Here is an 18,662-nt window from a genome sequence, read left to right on the forward strand (position 1 = left end):
GGCGCCGCGTTCTCGCCGCCGGGCCCGACCGGGCACCATCCAGCAGTTCCGTGCACCGCCCAGCACCGTGACCCACTCAGCACCGAGGACGACGGAGTCCCATGGACAACATCCTGGAGATGCGCTCCATCACCAAGACCTTTCCCGGGGTCAAGGCGCTGGAGGACGTGAACCTCGCGGTTCGCGCCGGCGAGATCCACGCGATCTGCGGGGAGAACGGAGCCGGCAAGTCCACCCTGATGAAGGTGCTCTCGGGCGTGTACCCGGCGGGCAGCTACGACGGCGAGATCGTCTTCGACGGTCAGCCGGTCGCCTTCAGCGGCATCCGGGACAGCGAGCAGGTGGGGATCGTGATCATCCACCAGGAGCTGGCGCTGGTCCCCTACCTCTCGATCGCCGAGAACATCTTCCTCGGCAACGAGCGCCGCGGCCGCGGCGGCCTGATCGACTGGAACCGCGCGCACGCCGAGGCCGAGGCGCTGCTGCGGTCGGTGGGCCTGCGGGAGAACCCCGAGACGCCGGTCGGCCAGCTCGGCGTCGGCAAGCAGCAGCTGGTCGAGATCGCGAAGGCGCTGTCGAAGAACGTGCGGCTGCTCATCCTCGACGAGCCCACCGCCGCCCTCAACGACACCGACTCCGCGCACCTCCTGGGGTTGCTCCGCGACCTCAAGGGGCGCGGCATCACCTGCATCATGATCTCGCACAAGCTCGGTGAGATCACCGCGATCGCCGACAACGTCACGGTCATCCGCGACGGCAAGACGGTGGAGACGCTCAACCTGCACGCCGGCGAGGTCACCCAGGACCGGATCATCCGCGGGATGGTCGGCCGCGATCTGGAGAGCTACTACCCCGACCGCGAGTCGCACCCCGGGGAGGAGGTGCTCCGGGTCGAGGACTGGACCGTGTGGCACCCCACCCAGGACCGCAAGGTCGTCGACGGCGCCGGCTTCGACGTGCGCGCCGGCGAGGTGGTCGGCATCGCCGGGCTGATGGGCGCCGGGCGCACCGAGCTGGCGATGAGCATCTTCGGCCGCTCCTGGGGCCGCAACATCTCCGGCCGGCTGTACATGCACGGCAAGGAGATCCAGGCCCGCAACGTGCCGGAGGCGATCGACCACGGCATCGCCTACGCCACCGAGGACCGCAAGCACTACGGCCTCAACCTGATCGAGGACATCCGGCGCAACGTCTCCGCCGCCGCCCTCGGCAAGCTCTCCCGCCGGGGCTGGGTGAACGCCAACGAGGAGACCAAGGTCGCCGAGGCCAGCCGGCGCAGCATGAACATCAAGGCGCCGACGGTCTCCGCCGTCGTGGGCAAGCTCTCGGGCGGCAACCAGCAGAAGGTCGTGCTGTCCAAGTGGCTGTACACCGACCCCGAGGTGCTCATCCTCGACGAGCCGACGCGCGGCATCGACGTCGGCGCGAAGTACGAGATCTACACGATCATCAACCGTCTGGTGGCCGACGGGAAGGCCGTCGTCGTCATCTCGTCGGAGCTGCCCGAGCTGCTCGGCATCTGCGACCGCATCTACACCCTCTCCGCCGGCCGGATCACCGGTCAGCTGCCCGTGCGCGAGGCGACCCAGGAGAACCTGATGGAGCTCATGACCCAGGACAAGGAGGTCGCGGCGTGACCAAGACCGTGCCGCAGACCGAGGAGATCACGCCGGCGCCGGGCGCCGCGCAGCAGGCGAAGGAGGACGCGCGGGGCGGCGGGCTGCTGGGCCTGGTCACCGCGAACCTGCGCACCAGCGGCATCTACATCGCCTTCGTGGCGATCGTGGCCCTGTTCGCGGTCCTCACCGGCGGGGACTCGCTGAGCCCCGGAAACCTGTCCAACATGGTCCTCCAGTACTCCTACATCCTGGTGCTGGCCATCGGCATGGTGATCGTGATCATCGCCGGGCACATCGATCTCTCGGTCGGTTCCGTGGTCGCGCTCACCGGTGCGGTCTCGGCCGTGCTGGTGATCCAGCAGGGCTTCCCGTACTGGGTCGGCATCGTGGCCGCGCTCGCCGTCGGCATCGCCGTCGGCGCCTGGCACGGCCTCTGGGTGGCCTACGTCGGCATCCCGGCGTTCATCGTCACCCTCGCCGGCATGCTGCTGTTCCGCGGCCTCACCCTGCAGGTCCTGGACAACGTCTCGCTCTCGCCCTTCCCCCGCGAGTACGGGCAGATCGCCACCGGCTTCATCAACGGCTGGCTCGGCGGCTACGGCTACGACGCGTTCACCCTGCTGATCGGTGCGGTCGCAGTGGCCGGCTACGCGGTCAGCGGCTGGCGGGCCCGGTCGGCGCGCATCCGCTACGACCAGCCGGTCGAGAGCCTCGGCCTGTTCGTCCTCAAGGTGGTCGCCGTCGGCGTCGTCGTGATGGCGTTCGCCTGGCAGCTCGCGAACTCCCGCGGCCTGCCGATCGTGCTGATCATCCTGGCCGTCCTGGTGCTGGTCTACGGCCTGGTCACCACCCGCACGGTGTTCGGGCGGCAGGTCTACGCGATCGGTGGGAACCTGCCGGCGGCGATGCTCTCCGGGGTGAAGGTCAAGAAGGTCAACTTCTGGATCTTCGTCAACATGGGCTTCCTCGCCGCGATCGCCGGGATCATCTACTCCTCGCGCATGAACGGGGCCCAGCCCGCAGCGGGTGAGATGTTCGAGCTCGACGCCATCGCGGCGGCCTTCATCGGCGGTGCCGCGGTGACCGGCGGCGTGGGCACGGTGGTCGGCGCCATGGTCGGCGGGCTGATCATGGCGGTGATGACCAACGGCATGCAGCTCATGGGGATCGAGCAGCAGGTGCAGATGGTCGTCAAGGGCCTCGTGCTCCTGCTCGCCGTGGCCTTCGACGTCTACAACAAGCGGCGCGCCGGCGCCTCGCGCTGACCGGCGGCGGCGCCTGCGGAGGACCGTGCCGGGCAACGAGGGAGGAGCGGGCGTGACAGCCGAGGTCGTGGGGTCCCGTCCCCCGGGGCTGGCCGCCGTGGCCGCGCGGGCGGGGGTGTCGCACCAGACGGTCTCCCGGGTCATCAACGGGCACCCGAGCGTCGCGCCCCTCACCCGCGAGCGGGTCCAGCGGGCGATCGCCGAGCTCGGGTACCGCCCGAACCGGGCGGCCCGGGCGCTGGTCACCGGCACCACCCGCACGATCGGCCTGGTCACGGTCAACATCGCCCAGTACGGCCCGGCGCAGATGATGATCGGCCTGGAGCGGGCCGCCCGGGCTGCCGGGTACGCGCTGTCGGTGGCGATCCTCGACGAGGCCACCGCCGACGCCATGCGGGAGTCGGTCGACAACCTGGTGGCCCAGGGTGTCGACGCGGTCGTGGCGCTGTCCACCTACGACGACGCCGCCGACGCGGTGAGCCGGCTCGAGCCGCCGGTCCCCCTGGTCGCCGTCCAGGTGGGCGGGGCGGACGGGCGGCCGGCCGTCGCGATCGACCAGGAGGCCGGGGCGCGGGCGGCGGTGCGGCACCTGCTGGACCTGGGGCACGCGACGGTGCACCACCTGCCCGGCCCGGCGGACTCCCAGGAGTCCCGCGGTCGCGCCGACGGGTGGCGCGCGGAGCTCGCGGCCGCCGGTGCGTGGCTGCCCGAGGAGTTGCCGCGCGGCGACTGGACGCCGGCTTCCGGATACGCCGCCGGCGAGGAGCTCGTGGCCCGGCGGCGCGCGGGGGAGCAGATCACCGCCGTCTTCGCGGCCAACGACCAGATGAGCCTGGGTCTGCTGGCGGCGCTGCACGACGCCCGGCTCACCGTGCCGGGCGACGTGAGCGTCGTGGGCTTCGACGACCTGCCCGAGGCCCCGTACTTCGTGCCGCCGCTGACCACGATCCGGCAGGACTTCGCCGAGCTCGGCCGACGGGGCGTGGACCTGGTGCTCGGCCGCATCCGGGGCGAGTCCCCGCATCCCGACCCTGTCCCGCCGAGCCTGGTGGTGCGGGCCAGTGCGGGCTCCCCGCCCGCCGTGAGAGGCTGATGTGAACGCTCACAAATCACCCGGAGGAGACCCGATGGGCCAGCAGGCGGACGCCGTGACGGCCGGCGCCGGTGCCGGCACGGACCCCGGCGAGGCGATCACCGCGGGCCGCACGGCGCTGGGCATCGAGCTCGGGTCGACGCGGATCAAGGCGGTGCTGATCGGCCCGGACCACGCTCCGCTCGCCGTCGGCAGCTCCGACTGGGAGAACCGGCTGGTCGACGGCGTGTGGACGTACTCGCTGGACGCCGTCTGGTCGGGCGTGCAGGAGAGCGTCGCGGCCCTGGCCGAGGACGTGCGGGGCCGCCACGGGGTCGAGCTGACCGGAGCCGGTGCGCTCGGGGTGTCGGCGATGATGCACGGCTACCTGGCCTTCGACGCCCGGGGTGAGCTGCTCGCGCCGTTCCGCACCTGGCGCAACACCAACACGGGGCGGGCCACCGAGCGGCTCAGCGCGGAGTTCGGCGTCAACATCCCGCACCGGTGGAGCGTCGCGCACCTCTACCAGGCGGTCCTGGACGGCGAGGAGCACCTCGCCCGGCTCGACCACCTGACCACCCTCGCCGGCTACGTGCACTGGCAGCTCACCGGGGAGCGGGTGCTCGGCGTGGGGGACGCCAGCGGCATGTTCCCCATCGACGCCACCACCGGCGGCTACGACGCCGCGATGCTGGCCCGGTTCGACCAGCTGGCCGCCGAGGCCGGGGTGGAGGTCACCCTCGCCGAGCTGCTGCCGGCCATCGCCGTCGCCGGGCAGCCGGCCGGCACGCTCACCGCGGCGGGCGCGCGGCTCCTCGACCCGGCCGGACGGCTGCGCCCCGGCATCCCGCTCTGCCCCCCGGAGGGCGACGCGGGCACCGGCATGGTCGCCACGAACTCGGTCGCGCCGCGCACCGGCAACGTCTCCGCCGGGACGTCGATCTTCGCCATGGTGGTGCTCGAGCGGGAGCTCGCCGCGGTGCACCGCGAGCTGGACCTGGTCACCACACCGGCCGGCGACCCGGTGGCGATGGTGCACTGCAACAACGGCGCCAGCGAGCTGGACGCGTGGGCCGGGCTGTTCACCGAGTTCGCCCGGGCGCTGGGTGCCGACGCCGAGCCGGGGAAGGTCTTCGAGACCCTCTTCACCGCCGCGCTGGACGGGCAGAGCGACTGCGGCGGGATGCTCGCCTACAACTACCTCTCCGGGGAGCCGATCACCGGTCTGGAGGAGGGGCGGCCGCTCTTCCTGCGGTCGCCGGACAGCAGGCTGGACCTGGGCACCTTCATGCGCACCCACCTGTTCTCCTCCCTGGCCACGCTCCGGATCGGCATGGACGTCCTGCAGAAGGCCGAGGGCGTGCGGCTGGACCGGATGTTCGCCCACGGCGGCATGTTCAAGACCGAGGGCGTCGCCCAGCGCTTCCTGGCCGCCGCGACCGACACCCCGGTCTCCGTCGGCGACGTCGCCGGTGAGGGGGGTGCCTGGGGCATGGCCGTCCTCGCCGCCTTCGCGACCGGTCGCTCCCCGGAGCAGGGCCTGGCCGACTACCTGGACACCGCGGTCTTCGCCGGCACCAGCCTGCAGACCGCCGAGCCCGACCCGGTCGACGTCGCGGGCTTCGACGCGTTCATGGAGCGGTACGTCGCCGGCCTGCCGGTCGAGCAGGCCGCCGTCGACCACGTGGGAGTCGGCCGCGGACGGGCCGCCGACGCCCCGACGACCTCCCCCGTCCCGAAGGAGGAGCACCTGGCATGAGCAGCCCGACCCTGACCGAGCGCGGCACCCACCGGGAACTGCGCGAGCACGTCGCCGCGCTGCACGGCGAGCTGACCCGGTACGAGCTGGTCACCTGGACCGCCGGGAACGTCTCGGCCCGCGTGCCCGGCGAGGACCTGTTCGTCATCAAGGGCAGCGGCGTCTCCTACGACGAGCTGACCTGGGAGGGCATCACCGTCTGCGACCTGGACGGCGCCGTCGTCGACGGGGTCAAGGCGCCCTCGTCGGACACCGCCGCCCACGCCTACGTCTACCGGCACATGCCGGAGGTCGGGGGCCAGGTGCACACGCACAGCCCGTACGCCGCGGCCTGGGCCGCGCGCGGCGAGGAGATCCCGTGCGTGCTGACGGCGATGGCCGACGAGTTCGGCGGCCCGATCCCGGTGGGCCCCTTCGCGCTGATCGGGGACGACTCGATCGGTCAGGGCGTCGTCGCCACGCTGTCGGGGTCGCGCTCACCCGCCGTCCTGATGCAGAACCACGGCGTCTTCACCATCGGCCGGGACGCCCGGGCCGCCGTCAAGGCGGCCGTCATGACCGAGGACGTCGCCCGCACCGTGCACCTGTCCCGGCAGCTGGGCGAGCCGATCCCCATCGCGCAGTCGGACATCGACTCGCTCTACGCGCGCTACCAGAACGTCTACGGACAGCGCTGAGGAAGGACGACTTCGTGGCACAGGACCCCTACGCCGGGGCGCAGGTGTGGTTCCTCACGGGCAGCCAGGGGCTGTACGGGGAGGAGACGCTGCAGCAGGTGGCCGACCAGTCCCGCCGGGTGGCGGTCGCGCTCGACGCGGCCGCCGAGATTCCCGCCGAGGTGGTGTGGAAGCCGGTGCTCACCGACGCCGGCGCCATCCGCCGGGCGATGGGCGAGGCCAACGAGGACCCGTCCTGCATCGGGGTGATCACCTGGATGCACACCTTCTCGCCGGCCAAGATGTGGATCGCCGGGATCGACGCCCTGCGCAAGCCGCTGCTGCACCTGCACACCCAGGCCGACGCCGCCCTCCCGTGGGCGACGATCGACATGGACTTCATGAACCTCAACCAGGCCGCCCACGGCGACCGCGAGTACGGGTTCGTCCTCACCCGGTTGCGCCAGCCGCGCACCACCGTCGCCGGCCACGTGGACAACCCCGCGGTGCGGGCACGGGTGGGTTCCTGGGTGCGCGCGGCCGCCGGGGCCGCGGCCGCCCGGAACCTCAAGCTGGCCCGCTTCGGCGACAACATGCGCGACGTCGCCGTGACCGAGGGCGACAAGGTCGAGGCGCAGCTCCGCTTCGGCATGTCGGTGAACACCTGGGGGGTCAACGACCTGGTCGCCGTGGTCGACCAGGTGGCCGACGCCGACGTCGACGCGCTGGTGCAGGAGTACGGCGACCTCTACGAGCTGGCCGCCGACGTCCGGCCGGGTGGGGAGCGGCACGACTCGGTCCGCTACCAGGCGCGGATCGAGCTGGCGCTGCGGCAGTTCCTCACCGAGGGTGGGTTCGGGGCCTTCACCACCAACTTCGAGGACCTCGGCGGACTGCGCCAGCTGCCCGGGCTGGCCGTGCAGCGCCTCATGGCCGACGGCTTCGGCTTCGGCGGGGAGGGCGACTGGAAGACCTCCGCCCTGCTGCGGGTGCTCAAGGTGGCCGCGGCCGGCCTGCCGGGTGGCACGTCGTTCATGGAGGACTACACCTACGACCTGGCCTCCGACCGGCCGAAGATCCTCGGCGCGCACATGCTCGAGGTCTGCCCGACGATCTCCGGCGAGCGGCCCCGGCTCGAGGTGCACCCGCTCTCGATCGGCGGCCGGGAGGACCCCGCCCGCCTGGTCTTCACCGCCGCTCCCGGCGAGGGGGTCGTCATCGGCTGGGCCGACCTCGGCGACCGGTTCCGCTGGGTGGCCAACGAGGTCGACGTCGTCCCGCCGTCCGAGCCGCTGCCGAACCTGCCCGTGGCCCGGGCGGTCTGGGAGCCGCGGCCGGACTTCGCGACCTCCACCGAGGGCTGGCTGACCGCCGGCGGCCCGCACCACACGGTGCTGTCCACCGCGCTGGACGCCGACGTGCTCACCGACCTCGCCGAGGTGTTCGGCGTGGAGCTCGTGGTCATCGACGGCGACACCACCCGCCGGTCGCTGGCCAAGGAGCTGCGCTGGAGCGCCGCGTACCACCGGCTGGCCGCCGGGATCTGACCGCCGGCCCCCGGGGGGCGGCGCATGCCGCACCGCCCCCCGGGTAGGCGCCAGGCCCGTGGTCGACACCGCCCCGGTGACGAGCAGCCGCCGTCTGCCCCCGAGACCGGGGCCGGCGCGCCTTCCCGCGGCCGCCGCGTGCCGGCCTTCCTCGCCGTGACGCTCCGGCAGGGACGGGCCGCCCGCCGCTGACCGGCGCACCACCCAGCCGCACCGCCGACATCCCGGCGCACGGTCTGCCTCTGCTCCCAGGTGCACTCAGAGGCAGACTGCGCCGGGGGACACCTCCTGCCCGGCCTCAGAGGCTGCGGATCAGGTGCCGGAAGAACTCGACGCCCCGCTCCAGGGTCTCGACCCGGATCCGCTCGTCCGCGGCGTGCAGCGCCCCGAGCTCCTCGCGGCTGAGGTCGAAGGGCATGAACCGGTACACGCTGTCGCTGATGGCGTGGAAGTGCCGGGCGTCGCTGGCCTGCACCATCACGTAGGGCGCCACGGTCGCGTCGGGGTAGACGGCCAGCGCCGAGGCCCGGATGGCGGCGAAGGCGTCGTTGTCGGCCCGGGAGATCGTCGTCGGGTCGCTGCCCGAGACCACCCGCACCTCCACGGCCGGGTCGCCGATCACCCGGCGTAGCCGGTCGACCGTCGACTGCACCGTCTCGCCCAGCGCGATCCGGATGTTCAGGTGCGCCGTCGCCCGGGTGGCCAGGACGTTCGCCGCCCGGCTGCCCTCCAGCTGGGTGACCGCCACGGTGGTGCGCACCATGGCGTTGGCCTCGCGGCCGGCGCGGGACAGGACGGCGGCCAGGGCCGGCCGCAGCCGGTGCGCCCGGCCCAGGACGGCGCGCACCGGTGCGGGCGCCTTCGGCCGCACGGCCTCGATCATGCCGAGGACGACGTCGTTGAGGCGGGCCGGGAACGGGTGCTCCTCCAGGGCGACGATCGCTCGCGCGAGCCGGGCCGGCGCGCCGTTGCGCGTGGGGGAGGAGGCATGCCCGCCGGGGTCGCTGGTGGCCAGCTCCACGTCCAGCAGGCCCTTCTCGGCGAGCCCGACGACGCCGATCTGCCCGGGCACCCCGGGGAACATGCCGCTCACCACGGCGCCGCCCTCGTCGAGCACGGCCCACGGCCGGATCCCCCGCGCGCGCAGCGAGTCCACTGCCAGCTGGGCACCGACCCCGGCGACCTCCTCGTCGTTGCCGAAGGAGAGGTGGACGTCGCGGCGCGGGGTGAAGCCGGCCGCCGCCAGCGACTCGACCGCCTCGATGATCGCGACCAGCGAGCCCTTGTCGTCGATGGCGCCGCGGCCGTGCACGACGCCGTCCTCGATCGAGCCGGAGAACGGGTCGCGGCTCCACTCCTGGCCGTCGACGGGGACGACGTCGTAGTGGGCCATGAGGACCAGCGGCGGCTCGTCGGTCGTGCCGCGCCACCGGTACAGCAGGGCGCCGTCGCCCAGCACCTCGCGCTCCAGCACCTCGTGCGTGGCCGGGTAGAGCTCGGCCAGCCGGTCGCGGAACCGGGCGAACACCGCCTGGTCGACCCGCTCGCGGTCGCGGGAGGAGACGGTGGGGATGCGGATCAGCTCCGCGAGCCGTTCAGCTGCTCCGGTGGTCACGTCCGGCTCCTCTCGTCCACGTCGGGCAGGGTCGGGTCGGCCACCGGTCCGTCGGAGAAGGCCAGCCGCGGCACGAACACCAGCGCCACGGCGGCCAGCAGCGCCGTCGTCCCGCAGACCACCCAGACCGTGATGTAACCCGACAGCGAGCCGGCGGTGCCCGCGGAGCCGTCGGGCAGCAGGGGGACGTTGGAGGCCAGCGCGATGGCGAAGGCGGCGGAGGCGAACGACCCGCCGAGCACCTTCGTGGTGTTGGTCAGGCCGGTGGCGACCGCCGTCCGGCCGACCGGGGCCGCTGCGGCGGCCGCCGCCGGGAGCGCGGCGACCAGCGCCCCGGAGCCGAGGCCGGCGATCGCGATGCAGGCCAGCATCTGCGCCAGCGTGTCGTGGAAGGGCACCAGCAGCAGGTAGCCGACGCCGGTCAGGGTCGCCGCGCCGATCAGCGTGCGCCGGGGCGTGGTCAGCCGGCTGACCCGGGAGAACTGGCTGGCGCCGACCAGCATGGAGACGACGTACGCACCGATGACGATGGACACCTCGCTGGTGGAGAGCCCGAGGCCGTAGCCGTAGACCTCCGGGTCGGTGCGCGCGAACGTGGAGAGCGGGCCCTGGGCGCCGAGCACGCTGATGCCGAAGAGGCCGGCGGTCAGCTGGACCGGCCACATCGAGGAGCTGCGCAGGACCCGGAAGTCGACCAGCGGGTCGTCCTGGCGCAGCTCGTACAGCACGAACGGGACGAGCAGCACGAGGCCGAGCGCGGTGACCGCCCACGGCCACAGCGCATCCTCGTTGAGGCGGACGAAGCTCAGCCCGCCGGTGATGACCAGCAGCACCAGGCTCAGCAGGGCCGCGCCCGTCGCGTCGACGCTGCCGCCGGTGCGGTCCTCGCTCTCCGGCACGAGGAAGGCCACGATCGCGCAGACGCCGACGACCAGGACCAGCGGGGCCAGGAGCACCAGCCAGAAGGTGCCGGCCAGGCTCTGCCCGATCTGCCCGCCGCCGAGCGCACCGACGATGGCGCCCGCCTGCAGCGCGGCCACGATCAGCCCGGTCGCCCGCCGGGTCTGGCTCGCGGCCCCGGGCGTCCGGCGCGACCGGTCCCAGATCAGCGCCACCTGCAGCGGCAGCCAGACCACGTACATGCCCTGCAGCGCCCAGGCGACGAGGAACAGCGGAAAGCTCTGGGCGAAGGCGAGCACGACGGTGGACAGCGCGACCACCACGGCGGACCACAGCAGCACCCGGCGGTGGCCGTAGAGGTCGCCGAGCTTGGCCAGCACCGGCACCGCGATGGCCGAGAGCATGAGCTGGGCCGCCTCGAGCCAGTTGACGTCGGCGTCGTTGACCCCGAGGTAACGCGCGATGTCGGTGAGCAGCGGGACGTAGTAGCCCTGCAGCACGCCGCTGGTGAACTCGACGAAGACCAGGTAGCCGACGAGCCCTCCGCCGATCCCCGCGATCCGGCCGGTCCGCCGTGCCGTCTCCGTGCGTGCCACCAGGCATCCCTTCGCCGAGCGCCGGGCCCGGCGCGGGAAGTTGGCAGCGTAGTGGTCGCGATCACGCTGGTGGGGGCTCCGGTGCGGAGAGTCCCCCGGTCGGAGCGCCGCGCCGCCGTCCCCGGTGTCGTGCGCCCGGCGTCAGAGCGGGGCGCGGGAGACGGGGCAGGACATGCAGCGCGGGCCGCCCCGGCCGCTGCCGAGCTCCGAGCCGGCGATCCGCACCACCTCGATGCCGGCGGCCTCGAGTGCGGCGTTGGTGACGGTGTTGCGCTCGTAGGCGACCGTCAGGCGCGGGGCCAGGGCCAGGGTGTTGTTGCCGTCGTCCCACTGCTCGCGCTCGGCGGTGACCGGGTCCAGCCCGGTGTCGATCACCCGCAGCTTGTCGATGCCCATCGCGGACGCGGCCGCGGTGAGGAACGGCTGGGGGCCGGTGACGGCGAGGTCGGTGGTGTCGGCGTCGTCGGCGATCCCGTACGGAGCCTTCACGGTCCAGGCGACCAGCGAGTCGGCGACCGCGGGATACATGACCATCGCGTCGACGTCGACCATCGTGGCGATGGTGTCCAGGTGCATGGTCGCCCGCTCCTGGGCGATCGGGACGACGAGCACCGTGTGCGCCAGGCCGCGGGCGAACAGCCGCCGCGCCAGCCGCTCCGCGCCGCCCGGTGTCGTCCGCTCGCCCACCCCCACGGCGACGACGCCCTCGGCCAGCAGCAGCACGTCACCGCCCTCCAGGTGCTCCAGGCCGGGCCCGTACAGCTGCTCGGACCCGGCGAAGCGCGGGTGGTGGGTGTAGATGGCTTCCGTGATCGTGCTCTCCCGGTGCCGCGCCGGCATCGCCAGCGAGGTCACCGCCACCTCGTCACCGATCCACACCGAGGAGTCCCGGGTGAACAGCAGGTTGGGCAGCGGGGGGACGACGAAGTCCGAGCGGTCCATGAGCTGGTAGGCCAGCCCGTGGCCGCGCAGCTCGTCGTGCGCCAGGCCCGCGATCAGCGCCGTCGCCAGGTCCTCGGGGGAGAGCCAGGCCAGGTGCCGCGTGGCGTCGCGCTGCAGGGTCGCGCCCAGCCGCGGGTCGTCGACGGCGGCGCCGATCAGCTCGGCCCGGGCGGCCGGGAAGGCGAGGACCTCGGCCAGCAGCGTCGCCAGGTGCAGCACCTCGACGCCGCGGTCGGTGAGCGCCTGGGCGAACGCGTCGTGCTCCTCCTGCGCCCGGGCCACCCACGGGACGCCGTCGAAGAGCAGCTGGTCGTTGTTGCGCGGCGTCAGCCGGCGGAGCTCGGGGCCGGGCCGGTGCAGCATCACCGTGCGCAGCGGGCCGACCTCGCTCGTGGCGCCCGGGGTCGCGGCGGATCCGATCATGGGAGCCAGGCTGGCACACCTGGCTCCGGCGCCGCCCGCTGCGGCCCTCGTTAGGGTGCCGGAGGTGGTGCCGACGACGGCGCCGCGACGCCGAACCGGAGGTACCCGTGGACCTGTTCGACCTGACCGGCAAGGTGGCTGTGGTCACCGGTGGCACCCGCGGCATCGGCCTGATGATGGCCAGGGGGCTGCTGCAGGCGGGGGCGAAGGTCTACCTCAGCTCCCGCAAGGCCGAGGCCGGCGACGCCGCCGTCGCGGAGCTCGCCGAGTTCGGCACCGCCGTCTCGATCCCTGCCGACCTCTCCACGGAGGCGGAGTGCTTGCGGCTGGCCGAGGAGGTGGGCCGTTCCGAGGAGCGGGTGCACATCCTGGTGAACAACGCCGGCGCCACCTGGGGCGAGCCGCTGGAGACCTTCCCCGAGTCGGCGTGGGACAAGCTGCTCGACCTGAACCTCAAGTCGCCGTTCTTCCTCACCCGCGCCTTCCTGCCGAAGCTCGAGGCCGCGGCCGCCGAGGGCGACCCGGCGCGCATCGTGAACGTCGGCAGCATCGACGGCCTGCACGTCAACCCGATGCCGACCTACTCCTACGCCGCGAGCAAGGCCGGGCTGCACCACCTCACCCGGGTGCTCGCCAAGGAGCTCGGGCCCAAGGGCATCACCGTCAACGCCGTGGCGCCGGGGCCGTTCGAGTCGAAGATGATGGCCGCCACGCTGGACGCCTTCGGGGCCGAGATCGCCGCGAAGTCGCCGCTGGGCCGCATCGGGCGTCCCGACGACATGGCGGGCGTCGTCGTCTACCTCTCGTCGCGGGCCGGCGCCTACGTCACCGGCGCGGTCATCCCCGTCGACGGCGGGATCGCCACGACCGCCTGAACCACCGGGCGAGATCTGCACACTGGCCCTCATCAGGCCGCTGATGGGGGTCAGTGTGCAGATCTCGCCCGTTCAGTCGGGGAGCAGGACGCCGGGGTTGCAGATGCCGCGCGGGTCGAGCCGCTGCTTGACCGCCCGCAGCACCTCCACGCCCAGCGGCCCGATCTCGCGCTCCAGCCACGGGCGGTGGTCGGCGCCGACGGCGTGGTGGTGGGTGAGCGTGCCGCCCGCGGCCAGCAGCGCGTCGGTCGCCGCCCGCTTGGCGGTGAGCCACTGCTGGATGGGCAGCGCGTCGTCGCGGTCGGCGATCACGGTCAGGTAGAGCGACGCGCCGGTGGCGTAGCCGTGCGAGACGTGCGCCAGCACCAGTGGCCGGTGCCCGCCGCGGGTCAGCGAGCCCTGCAGCGCGCGGCGGGTGGCGTCGTACACGGTGGGCAGCGCCGTCCAGGTGGCCGCCGTCTCCAGGGTCTCCACCAGCAGGCCGCCGTCCATCAGCCGGTCGCGCAGGTACGGCCCCTCGAACCGGTGCCGGCGCCAGGAGTCGCCCACCCGGCGGCCGAGCCGCACGGCGCCGCCGTCGCGCAGCAGCGAGGCGGCGGCCCGCATCCGGGCGCGCACCAGGTCGGGCACCCCCTCCCAGCCCACGACGAGCATGCAGCCCTCGCCGCGCCCCCGGGCCCGCAGGCTGCCGCGCAGCGCCTTCGCCCCGGCGCCGGCGGCCATGAGCAGGTTGGCGCGGGTCTCGTCGGCGTCGGAGAGCCGGACGACGTCGGGCAGCAGGTCGTGCCGGGCGAGCAGCTGGAGGGCGGCGAGCCCCGCCGGCCAGGTGCGGAACGACCAGCCCTCGTAGGCGCTGGCCGACGGCTTGGGGCGCACCCGCAGCGTCAGCTCGGTGATGACGCCGAGGGTCCCCTCCGAGCCCAGCGCGAGACCGAGCAGGTCGGGGCCGGCGGCCGAGGCGGGCGGGGAGCCCAGCTCCAGCACCCCGGACGGCGTGGCCAGCGTGAGGCCGGCGACCAGGTCGTCGAACCGGCCGACCCCGGTCGAGGACTGCCCGGCCGACCGGGTCGCGGCGTAGCCGCCGAGCGTGGCGAACTCCCAGCTCTGCGGCAGGTGGCCGAAGGTGAGGCCCTGCTGGGCCAGCGCCTGCTCGAGGGCGGGCCCGCGCATGCCCGGGCCCACGGTGACCAGCGAGGAGGGCACGTCCAGCGCCTGCACCGACGACATGCGCGACAGGTCGACGGCGATGGCGGGCCGGTCGTCGGGGTCGACGCCGGCCAGCCCGCCGACGACGCTGGTCCCGCCGCCGAACGGCACCACGACGATGCCGCGCTCGCTGCAGAGCGCGAGCAGCGCGGCGGTCTCCTCGGTGGTGCCGGGCAGCACCACGGCGTCGGGGGCGTCGGAGGCGTCGCCCTCCCGCCGGCGCAGCAGGTCGAGGTAGCTCTTGCCGCCGGCCCGCCGCAGCCGAGACTCCCGGTCGGTGCGCACGTGCTCCTCGCCGAGCAGGCCGGCCAGCGCCGCGCGGTCCTCCTCGGGGAGCCGGCAGGGTGCCAGCCGGATCTGCGCCACCGGCACGGGCGGCGTGGACCGCGGCTCCCAGCCCAGCTCGCGGGTGAGGTGGCGGCGCGCGGCCTTGGTCAGGGCGCCGTCGGGGCTCTCGTCGCCCTGGGGGGCGGGGCGCGGGCCCCAGCCCTGGATCGTCAGTTCCGGCTGCTCGGGCACGGCTACAGTCTGCCGGTGCCGCAGCGCTGGACAGCCAGGTGATCGGCTCCCTGTCACCCGCTCGGCGGGCCCGGGACCTCGCGGAGGTGGCCGGCGCGACCGTCGACCTGGTGGTGGTCGGCGGGGGTGTGACCGGCGCCGGGGTGGCGCTGGACGCTGCGTCGCGCGGGCTCTCGGTGCTCCTGTGCGAGCGCGTCGACCTGGCGGCGGGCACCAGCCGGTGGTCGTCGAAGCTCGTGCACGGCGGCCTGCGCTACCTGGCGCACGGGGAGATCGGGCTGGCGCGGGAGAGCGCCCGCGAGCGCGCCGTCCTCATGCGCGCGACGGCGCCGCACCTGGTGCGTCCGCTGCCGTTCCTCGTGCCCGACGCGGCCGGCCGCGACGTCACCGCCCTCGCCGGGCTCGGCGGGCGGCTCGGTGACGCGGTGCGCTTCTCGGTGCCCGGCGGCCGGGGCTCGCTGCCCCCGACCCGGCGCGTGGACGCCGCCGACGTCGGCAGGCTGGTGCCCGGGGTGCGGGCCGGGGGCGGTGGCGTCGTCTTCTGGGACGGGCAGCTGACCGACGACGCGCGCCTCGTCGTCGCCCTGGCCCGGACGGCGGCCGCGCACGGGGCCCGCGTCCTCACCGGCGCCACGGTCACCGCCGTCGACGGCGCCGACGTGCACGTCACCACCGACGAGGGGTCGCTGACCGTGCGGGCCGGCGCGGTGGTCAACGCGGCCGGGGTGTGGGCGCAGCGCCTGGCGCCGCGGCTCCGGCTCGTGCCCTCGCGTGGCTCGCACCTGGTGGTGCCGGGCGTGCGGCTGAGCTCGCCGGCGGCGGCGCTGACCGTGCCGCTGCCGGGGTCCCGGTCGCGGTACGTCTTCGCGCTGCCGCAGCCCGACGGGCTGGTGTACCTCGGGCTCACCGACGAGCCGGTGGAGGGCCCGGTGCCCGACGACGACGCGGTGCCCTCCGACGCCGAGGTGCGGCTGCTGCTGGACACGGTGAACCAGGTGCTCGCCGAGCCGCTGACGGCTGCGGACCTGGTGGGCGCCTACTCCGGTTACCGGCCGCTGGTGCTGCCCGAATCCGCCGGCACCGGGCCGGGGGACAGCACCGCCGACCTCTCCCGGAAGCACCTGCTCGCCTGGGACGGACCGGTCCTCTCCGTGGTCGGCGGGAAGCTGACCACCTACCGGGCGATGGCGCAGGAGACCGTCGACGCCGTGGTCAGCCGCCTGGAGCGGGGCGCGACCCGCTCGGTCACGGCCCGACTGCCGCTGGTCGGAGCGGCGCCGCGGGTGGCCCTGGACCGGGTGGCCGCCTCGGCCCGGCTGGTCGCCCGGTACGGCACCGAGGCGCCGGCGGTCGAGGCGCTCGGCCCGGCGCTCGTGGTGGCCGGGCGGCCGGAGACGGTGGGGGAGCTGCGCTTCGCCGTCCGCCACGAGGGCGCCCGGAGCGTCGCCGACCTGCTCGACCGCCGCACCCGCATCGGTCTGGTTCCGGCCGACCGCGAGCGCGCGGTGCCGGTGGCCCAGCAGGTGCTCGCCGAGGGCTGATCCCCGCGGGGACGCGCTCAGGGGGATCCTGCTCGTGGTCCGGGGGTGCTGCACGACCCAGGGAGCGCGAAGAGCACCCCCGCAGCGGGCGCCGTCTCGCGCAATGGGAACGCTGTTTCGCAGAGTGGGACCACGGTGCACGATGCGGGCGTGGACACCTACACGCACGGGCACGGCGAGCCGGTGCTGCAGTCCCACCGCTGGCGCACGGCGGAGAACTCGGCGGGCTACCTGCTGCCGGCGCTGCGCCGGGGCCTCGACCTGCTCGACGTCGGTTGCGGCCCGGGGACGATCACGGTCGACCTCGCCGCGCGGGTGGCGCCCGGCCGCGTCCTGGGGCTCGACGTCTCACCGGAGCCGCTCGACGAGGCGCAGGCGTTCGCCGCCCGCGCCGGCGTGGCGGTGACCTTCGCCGTCGGCGACGTCTACTCCCTCGACCTGCCCGACGCCTCGTTCGACGTCGTCCACGCCCACCAGGTGCTCCAGCACCTCACCGACCCGGTGGCCGCGCTGCGGGAGATGGCGCGGGTCTGCCGGCCGGGTGGGCTGATCGCCGTGCGCGACGTCGACTACGCCGCCACCACCTGGTTCCCCGCCGACGACGGGCTGGACCGCTGGCTGGCGCTCTACCAGCAGGTCGCCCGGGGCAACGGAGCCGAGCCCGACGCCGGGCGCCGGCTGGTGGGCTGGGCGCACGCCGCCGGGCTGCGGGACCTCACGGCGTCTGCGTCGGCGTGGTGCTTCGCGACCCCGGCCGAGCGGGAGTGGTGGGGCACCTCGTGGGCGGGGCGGGCGACGGCGTCGTCCTTCGCCGAGCAGGCGCTGGCCTACGGGCTGGCGACGCCCGAGGAGCTGCAGCGGATCGCCGACGCGTGGCTGCGCTGGGCCGGCGCGGACGACGGCTGGCTGGGCATGCTGCACGGCGAGCTCCTCGTCCGCGTCTGAGGCTCACGCCGCGGCGCGCAGGCCGTCCTGCGCGCCGAGCGCCGAGAGGCTGCGGCGGACCCCGACGGCGACCGCGCCGAGGGCGAAGAAGCCCTCGTCGTCGGAGACCGTGCTGCTCCGGACGAGGCCCACCAGCCGGTGCAGCGCGCCGACGGCGCGGGCCAGCCGGGCGTCGCGCTCACCGGGCGCCGTCCCCTCGCCGGCGCGGAGCACGTCGGCGAGCCCGTCCAGGGCCTCGGCGAGCACCCAGCCGGTCCCGGCGTCGGCGTGGTCGATGCCGCGCCGGTGCGGGTGGAACTCGACGACCAGCGAGGTGAGGTCGTCGACGAGCACCGCGACGCGGTCGACCGCACGGGACTCGGCGCGGATGCTCTCGGCCCGCCCCTTCCAGCGGCGGGCCCGGGGGTTGGCGAGGCGGGCCCGGTCGACCTGGCGCTCGGCGGCGCGCATGCGGTCCAGCGCGCCGTCCAGCCGGCGGTTGCGCTCGGTCCATTCGCCCGGATCGGGGACCTGCCCCTCGCGCAACGTCCCGGCCATGTCGGAGAGGTGCTCGGCGAGGACGGCGCGGGTGGCGGCGATCCGATCGACGGCCTGGGTGAGCTGCAGGGGTGGGAAGAGCACGGCGGTGACCAGGACGCCGATGGCGGCGCCGACCAGCGTCAGGCCGGCGTACCGCAGGACGTAGGGCCCGGGCTGACCGGCCCCGACGGTGATCATCAGGACCGCGGCGAAGCTGACCCAGGCGGCCTGGTCCCGCAGGAGGCGACGCCACTGCTCGACCCCGATGGCCAGGGCGACGATCAGCGCGATCGTCAGGGCGTCCGGGACGGTCCGGGTCAGCTCGTACACGGCGTAGGCCAGGGCGAAGCCCATGAGCATCGCGAGGACGCTGCGCCACGCCGCGCTCGCCGAGTCGGCGATCGTCGGGTGGACGGCGATCACCGCGCCGAGCGGGGCGTAGTAGGCGTACTCCGACAGCAGCGGCGGCAGCATCACCGCCACCTGCCAGGCCAGCCCCGCAGCGACCGCTGCCCGCACCCCTCGCTGCGCCGCCGGGCGGTGCAGCCACACCCATACGGCCCTCATCCCGCCCAGGATGACCGGTGCCGCGGCTCGGGCGCGCGCCGGGTCCCGGGGCGCGGCACGGCGCCGCCGGACGGGGTGACGCCGACCTGACCGGGC

At 74.4% G+C, this 18,662-nt stretch carries 14 protein-coding genes; 9 read left to right on the top strand and 5 right to left on the bottom strand.

The window, feature by feature from the left end; all coding sequences use genetic code 11:
- The first annotated feature begins 101 nt into the window (after window positions 1–101).
- The 6 genes from mmsA to araA are packed head-to-tail and all read left to right on the top strand — an operon-like array spanning window position 102 to window position 7,918.
- The gene (gene mmsA / locus ACI79Q_RS10205; protein WP_456590264.1) at window positions 102–1,637 is read left to right on the top strand and encodes a multiple monosaccharide ABC transporter ATP-binding protein; all 1,536 of its coding nucleotides are present in this window, start codon (window positions 102–104) and stop codon (window positions 1,635–1,637) included.
- Window positions 1,634–2,884 carry a multiple monosaccharide ABC transporter permease gene (mmsB, locus tag ACI79Q_RS10210; RefSeq protein WP_456590265.1) on the top strand — a complete coding sequence of 417 codons (1,251 nt, stop codon included), beginning with the start codon at window positions 1,634–1,636 and terminating at the stop codon, window positions 2,882–2,884. The genes mmsA and mmsB overlap by 4 nt, the downstream gene beginning before the upstream one ends.
- Window positions 2,885–2,936: 52 nt before the next feature.
- Entirely contained in the window at window positions 2,937–3,977 is a 1,041-nt protein-coding gene (locus tag ACI79Q_RS10215) for a LacI family DNA-binding transcriptional regulator (protein WP_456590266.1), read from the top strand.
- Between the two features lie 34 nt (window positions 3,978–4,011).
- Window positions 4,012–5,715, top strand: a complete 1,704-nt coding sequence (locus ACI79Q_RS10220) for a xylulokinase (protein WP_456614646.1) — start codon at window positions 4,012–4,014, stop codon at window positions 5,713–5,715.
- Window positions 5,712–6,392, top strand: a complete 681-nt coding sequence (locus ACI79Q_RS10225) for an L-ribulose-5-phosphate 4-epimerase (RefSeq protein ID WP_456590268.1) — start codon at window positions 5,712–5,714, stop codon at window positions 6,390–6,392. Before ACI79Q_RS10220 ends, ACI79Q_RS10225 begins: the two co-directional genes overlap by 4 nt.
- Window positions 6,393–6,406: 14 nt before the next feature.
- Window positions 6,407–7,918, top strand: coding sequence for an L-arabinose isomerase (araA, locus tag ACI79Q_RS10230; RefSeq protein ID WP_456590269.1), 1,512 nt, complete (start codon window positions 6,407–6,409; stop codon window positions 7,916–7,918).
- A 298-nt stretch (window positions 7,919–8,216) separates the two neighbouring features.
- Here araA and ACI79Q_RS10235 read toward each other — a convergent pair whose 3' ends face one another.
- From ACI79Q_RS10235 to ACI79Q_RS10245, 3 genes are all read right to left on the bottom strand, one after another.
- Window positions 8,217–9,533, bottom strand: coding sequence for a M20/M25/M40 family metallo-hydrolase (locus tag ACI79Q_RS10235; RefSeq protein WP_456614647.1), 1,317 nt, complete (start codon window positions 9,531–9,533; stop codon window positions 8,217–8,219).
- Window positions 9,530–11,029, bottom strand: coding sequence for an MFS transporter (locus ACI79Q_RS10240; RefSeq protein ID WP_456614648.1), 1,500 nt, complete (start codon window positions 11,027–11,029; stop codon window positions 9,530–9,532). The genes ACI79Q_RS10235 and ACI79Q_RS10240 overlap by 4 nt, the downstream gene beginning before the upstream one ends.
- A gap of 141 nt (window positions 11,030–11,170) precedes the next feature.
- Window positions 11,171–12,394 carry an arginine deiminase gene (locus ACI79Q_RS10245; protein WP_456590272.1) on the bottom strand — a complete coding sequence of 408 codons (1,224 nt, stop codon included), beginning with the start codon at window positions 12,392–12,394 and terminating at the stop codon, window positions 11,171–11,173.
- A gap of 107 nt (window positions 12,395–12,501) precedes the next feature.
- On the opposite strand from ACI79Q_RS10245, the gene ACI79Q_RS10250 reads away from it, so the two are divergent.
- Complete coding sequence (locus ACI79Q_RS10250) at window positions 12,502–13,269, top strand: SDR family oxidoreductase (protein WP_456614649.1); 768 nt, start codon at window positions 12,502–12,504, stop codon at window positions 13,267–13,269.
- Between the two features lie 72 nt (window positions 13,270–13,341).
- Here the strand turns inward: ACI79Q_RS10250 and ACI79Q_RS10255 are convergent, their stop codons facing one another.
- Window positions 13,342–14,994, bottom strand: coding sequence for an FAD-binding oxidoreductase (locus ACI79Q_RS10255; protein ID WP_456590274.1), 1,653 nt, complete (start codon window positions 14,992–14,994; stop codon window positions 13,342–13,344).
- A gap of 38 nt (window positions 14,995–15,032) precedes the next feature.
- Between ACI79Q_RS10255 and ACI79Q_RS10260 the strand changes: the two genes are divergently transcribed.
- Together ACI79Q_RS10260 and ACI79Q_RS10265 are read left to right on the top strand one after the other, a co-directional pair.
- On the top strand, window positions 15,033–16,535 hold the full coding sequence (locus tag ACI79Q_RS10260; protein ID WP_456614650.1) for a glycerol-3-phosphate dehydrogenase/oxidase: 1,503 nt from the start codon (window positions 15,033–15,035) through the stop codon (window positions 16,533–16,535).
- A gap of 150 nt (window positions 16,536–16,685) precedes the next feature.
- Window positions 16,686–17,480 (top strand): class I SAM-dependent methyltransferase, encoded by a 795-nt coding sequence (locus ACI79Q_RS10265; protein WP_456590276.1) that lies wholly within the window; start codon window positions 16,686–16,688, stop codon window positions 17,478–17,480.
- Between the two features lie 3 nt (window positions 17,481–17,483).
- On the opposite strand, the gene ACI79Q_RS10270 is transcribed toward ACI79Q_RS10265, so the two are convergent.
- Window positions 17,484–18,566 (bottom strand): FUSC family protein, encoded by a 1,083-nt coding sequence (locus tag ACI79Q_RS10270; protein WP_456590277.1) that lies wholly within the window; start codon window positions 18,564–18,566, stop codon window positions 17,484–17,486.
- Window positions 18,567–18,662: the final 96 nt, after the last annotated feature.

The sequence above is a fragment of the Blastococcus sp. SYSU DS0828 genome (assembly GCF_054050975.1).

Excerpts from the sequence above, each read along its gene's own strand:
- ACI79Q_RS10245 (WP_456590272.1), bottom strand. The coding sequence starts at position 12,394 with ATGATCGGATCCGCCGCGACCCCGGGCGCCACGAGCGAGGTCGGCCCG.
- mmsA (WP_456590264.1), top strand. The coding sequence starts at position 102 with ATGGACAACATCCTGGAGATGCGCTCCATCACCAAGACCTTTCCCGGG.
- ACI79Q_RS10220 (WP_456614646.1), top strand. The coding sequence starts at position 4,012 with ATGGGCCAGCAGGCGGACGCCGTGACGGCCGGCGCCGGTGCCGGCACG.
- ACI79Q_RS10270 (WP_456590277.1), bottom strand. The coding sequence starts at position 18,566 with ATGAGGGCCGTATGGGTGTGGCTGCACCGCCCGGCGGCGCAGCGAGGG.
- ACI79Q_RS10225 (WP_456590268.1), top strand. The coding sequence starts at position 5,712 with ATGAGCAGCCCGACCCTGACCGAGCGCGGCACCCACCGGGAACTGCGC.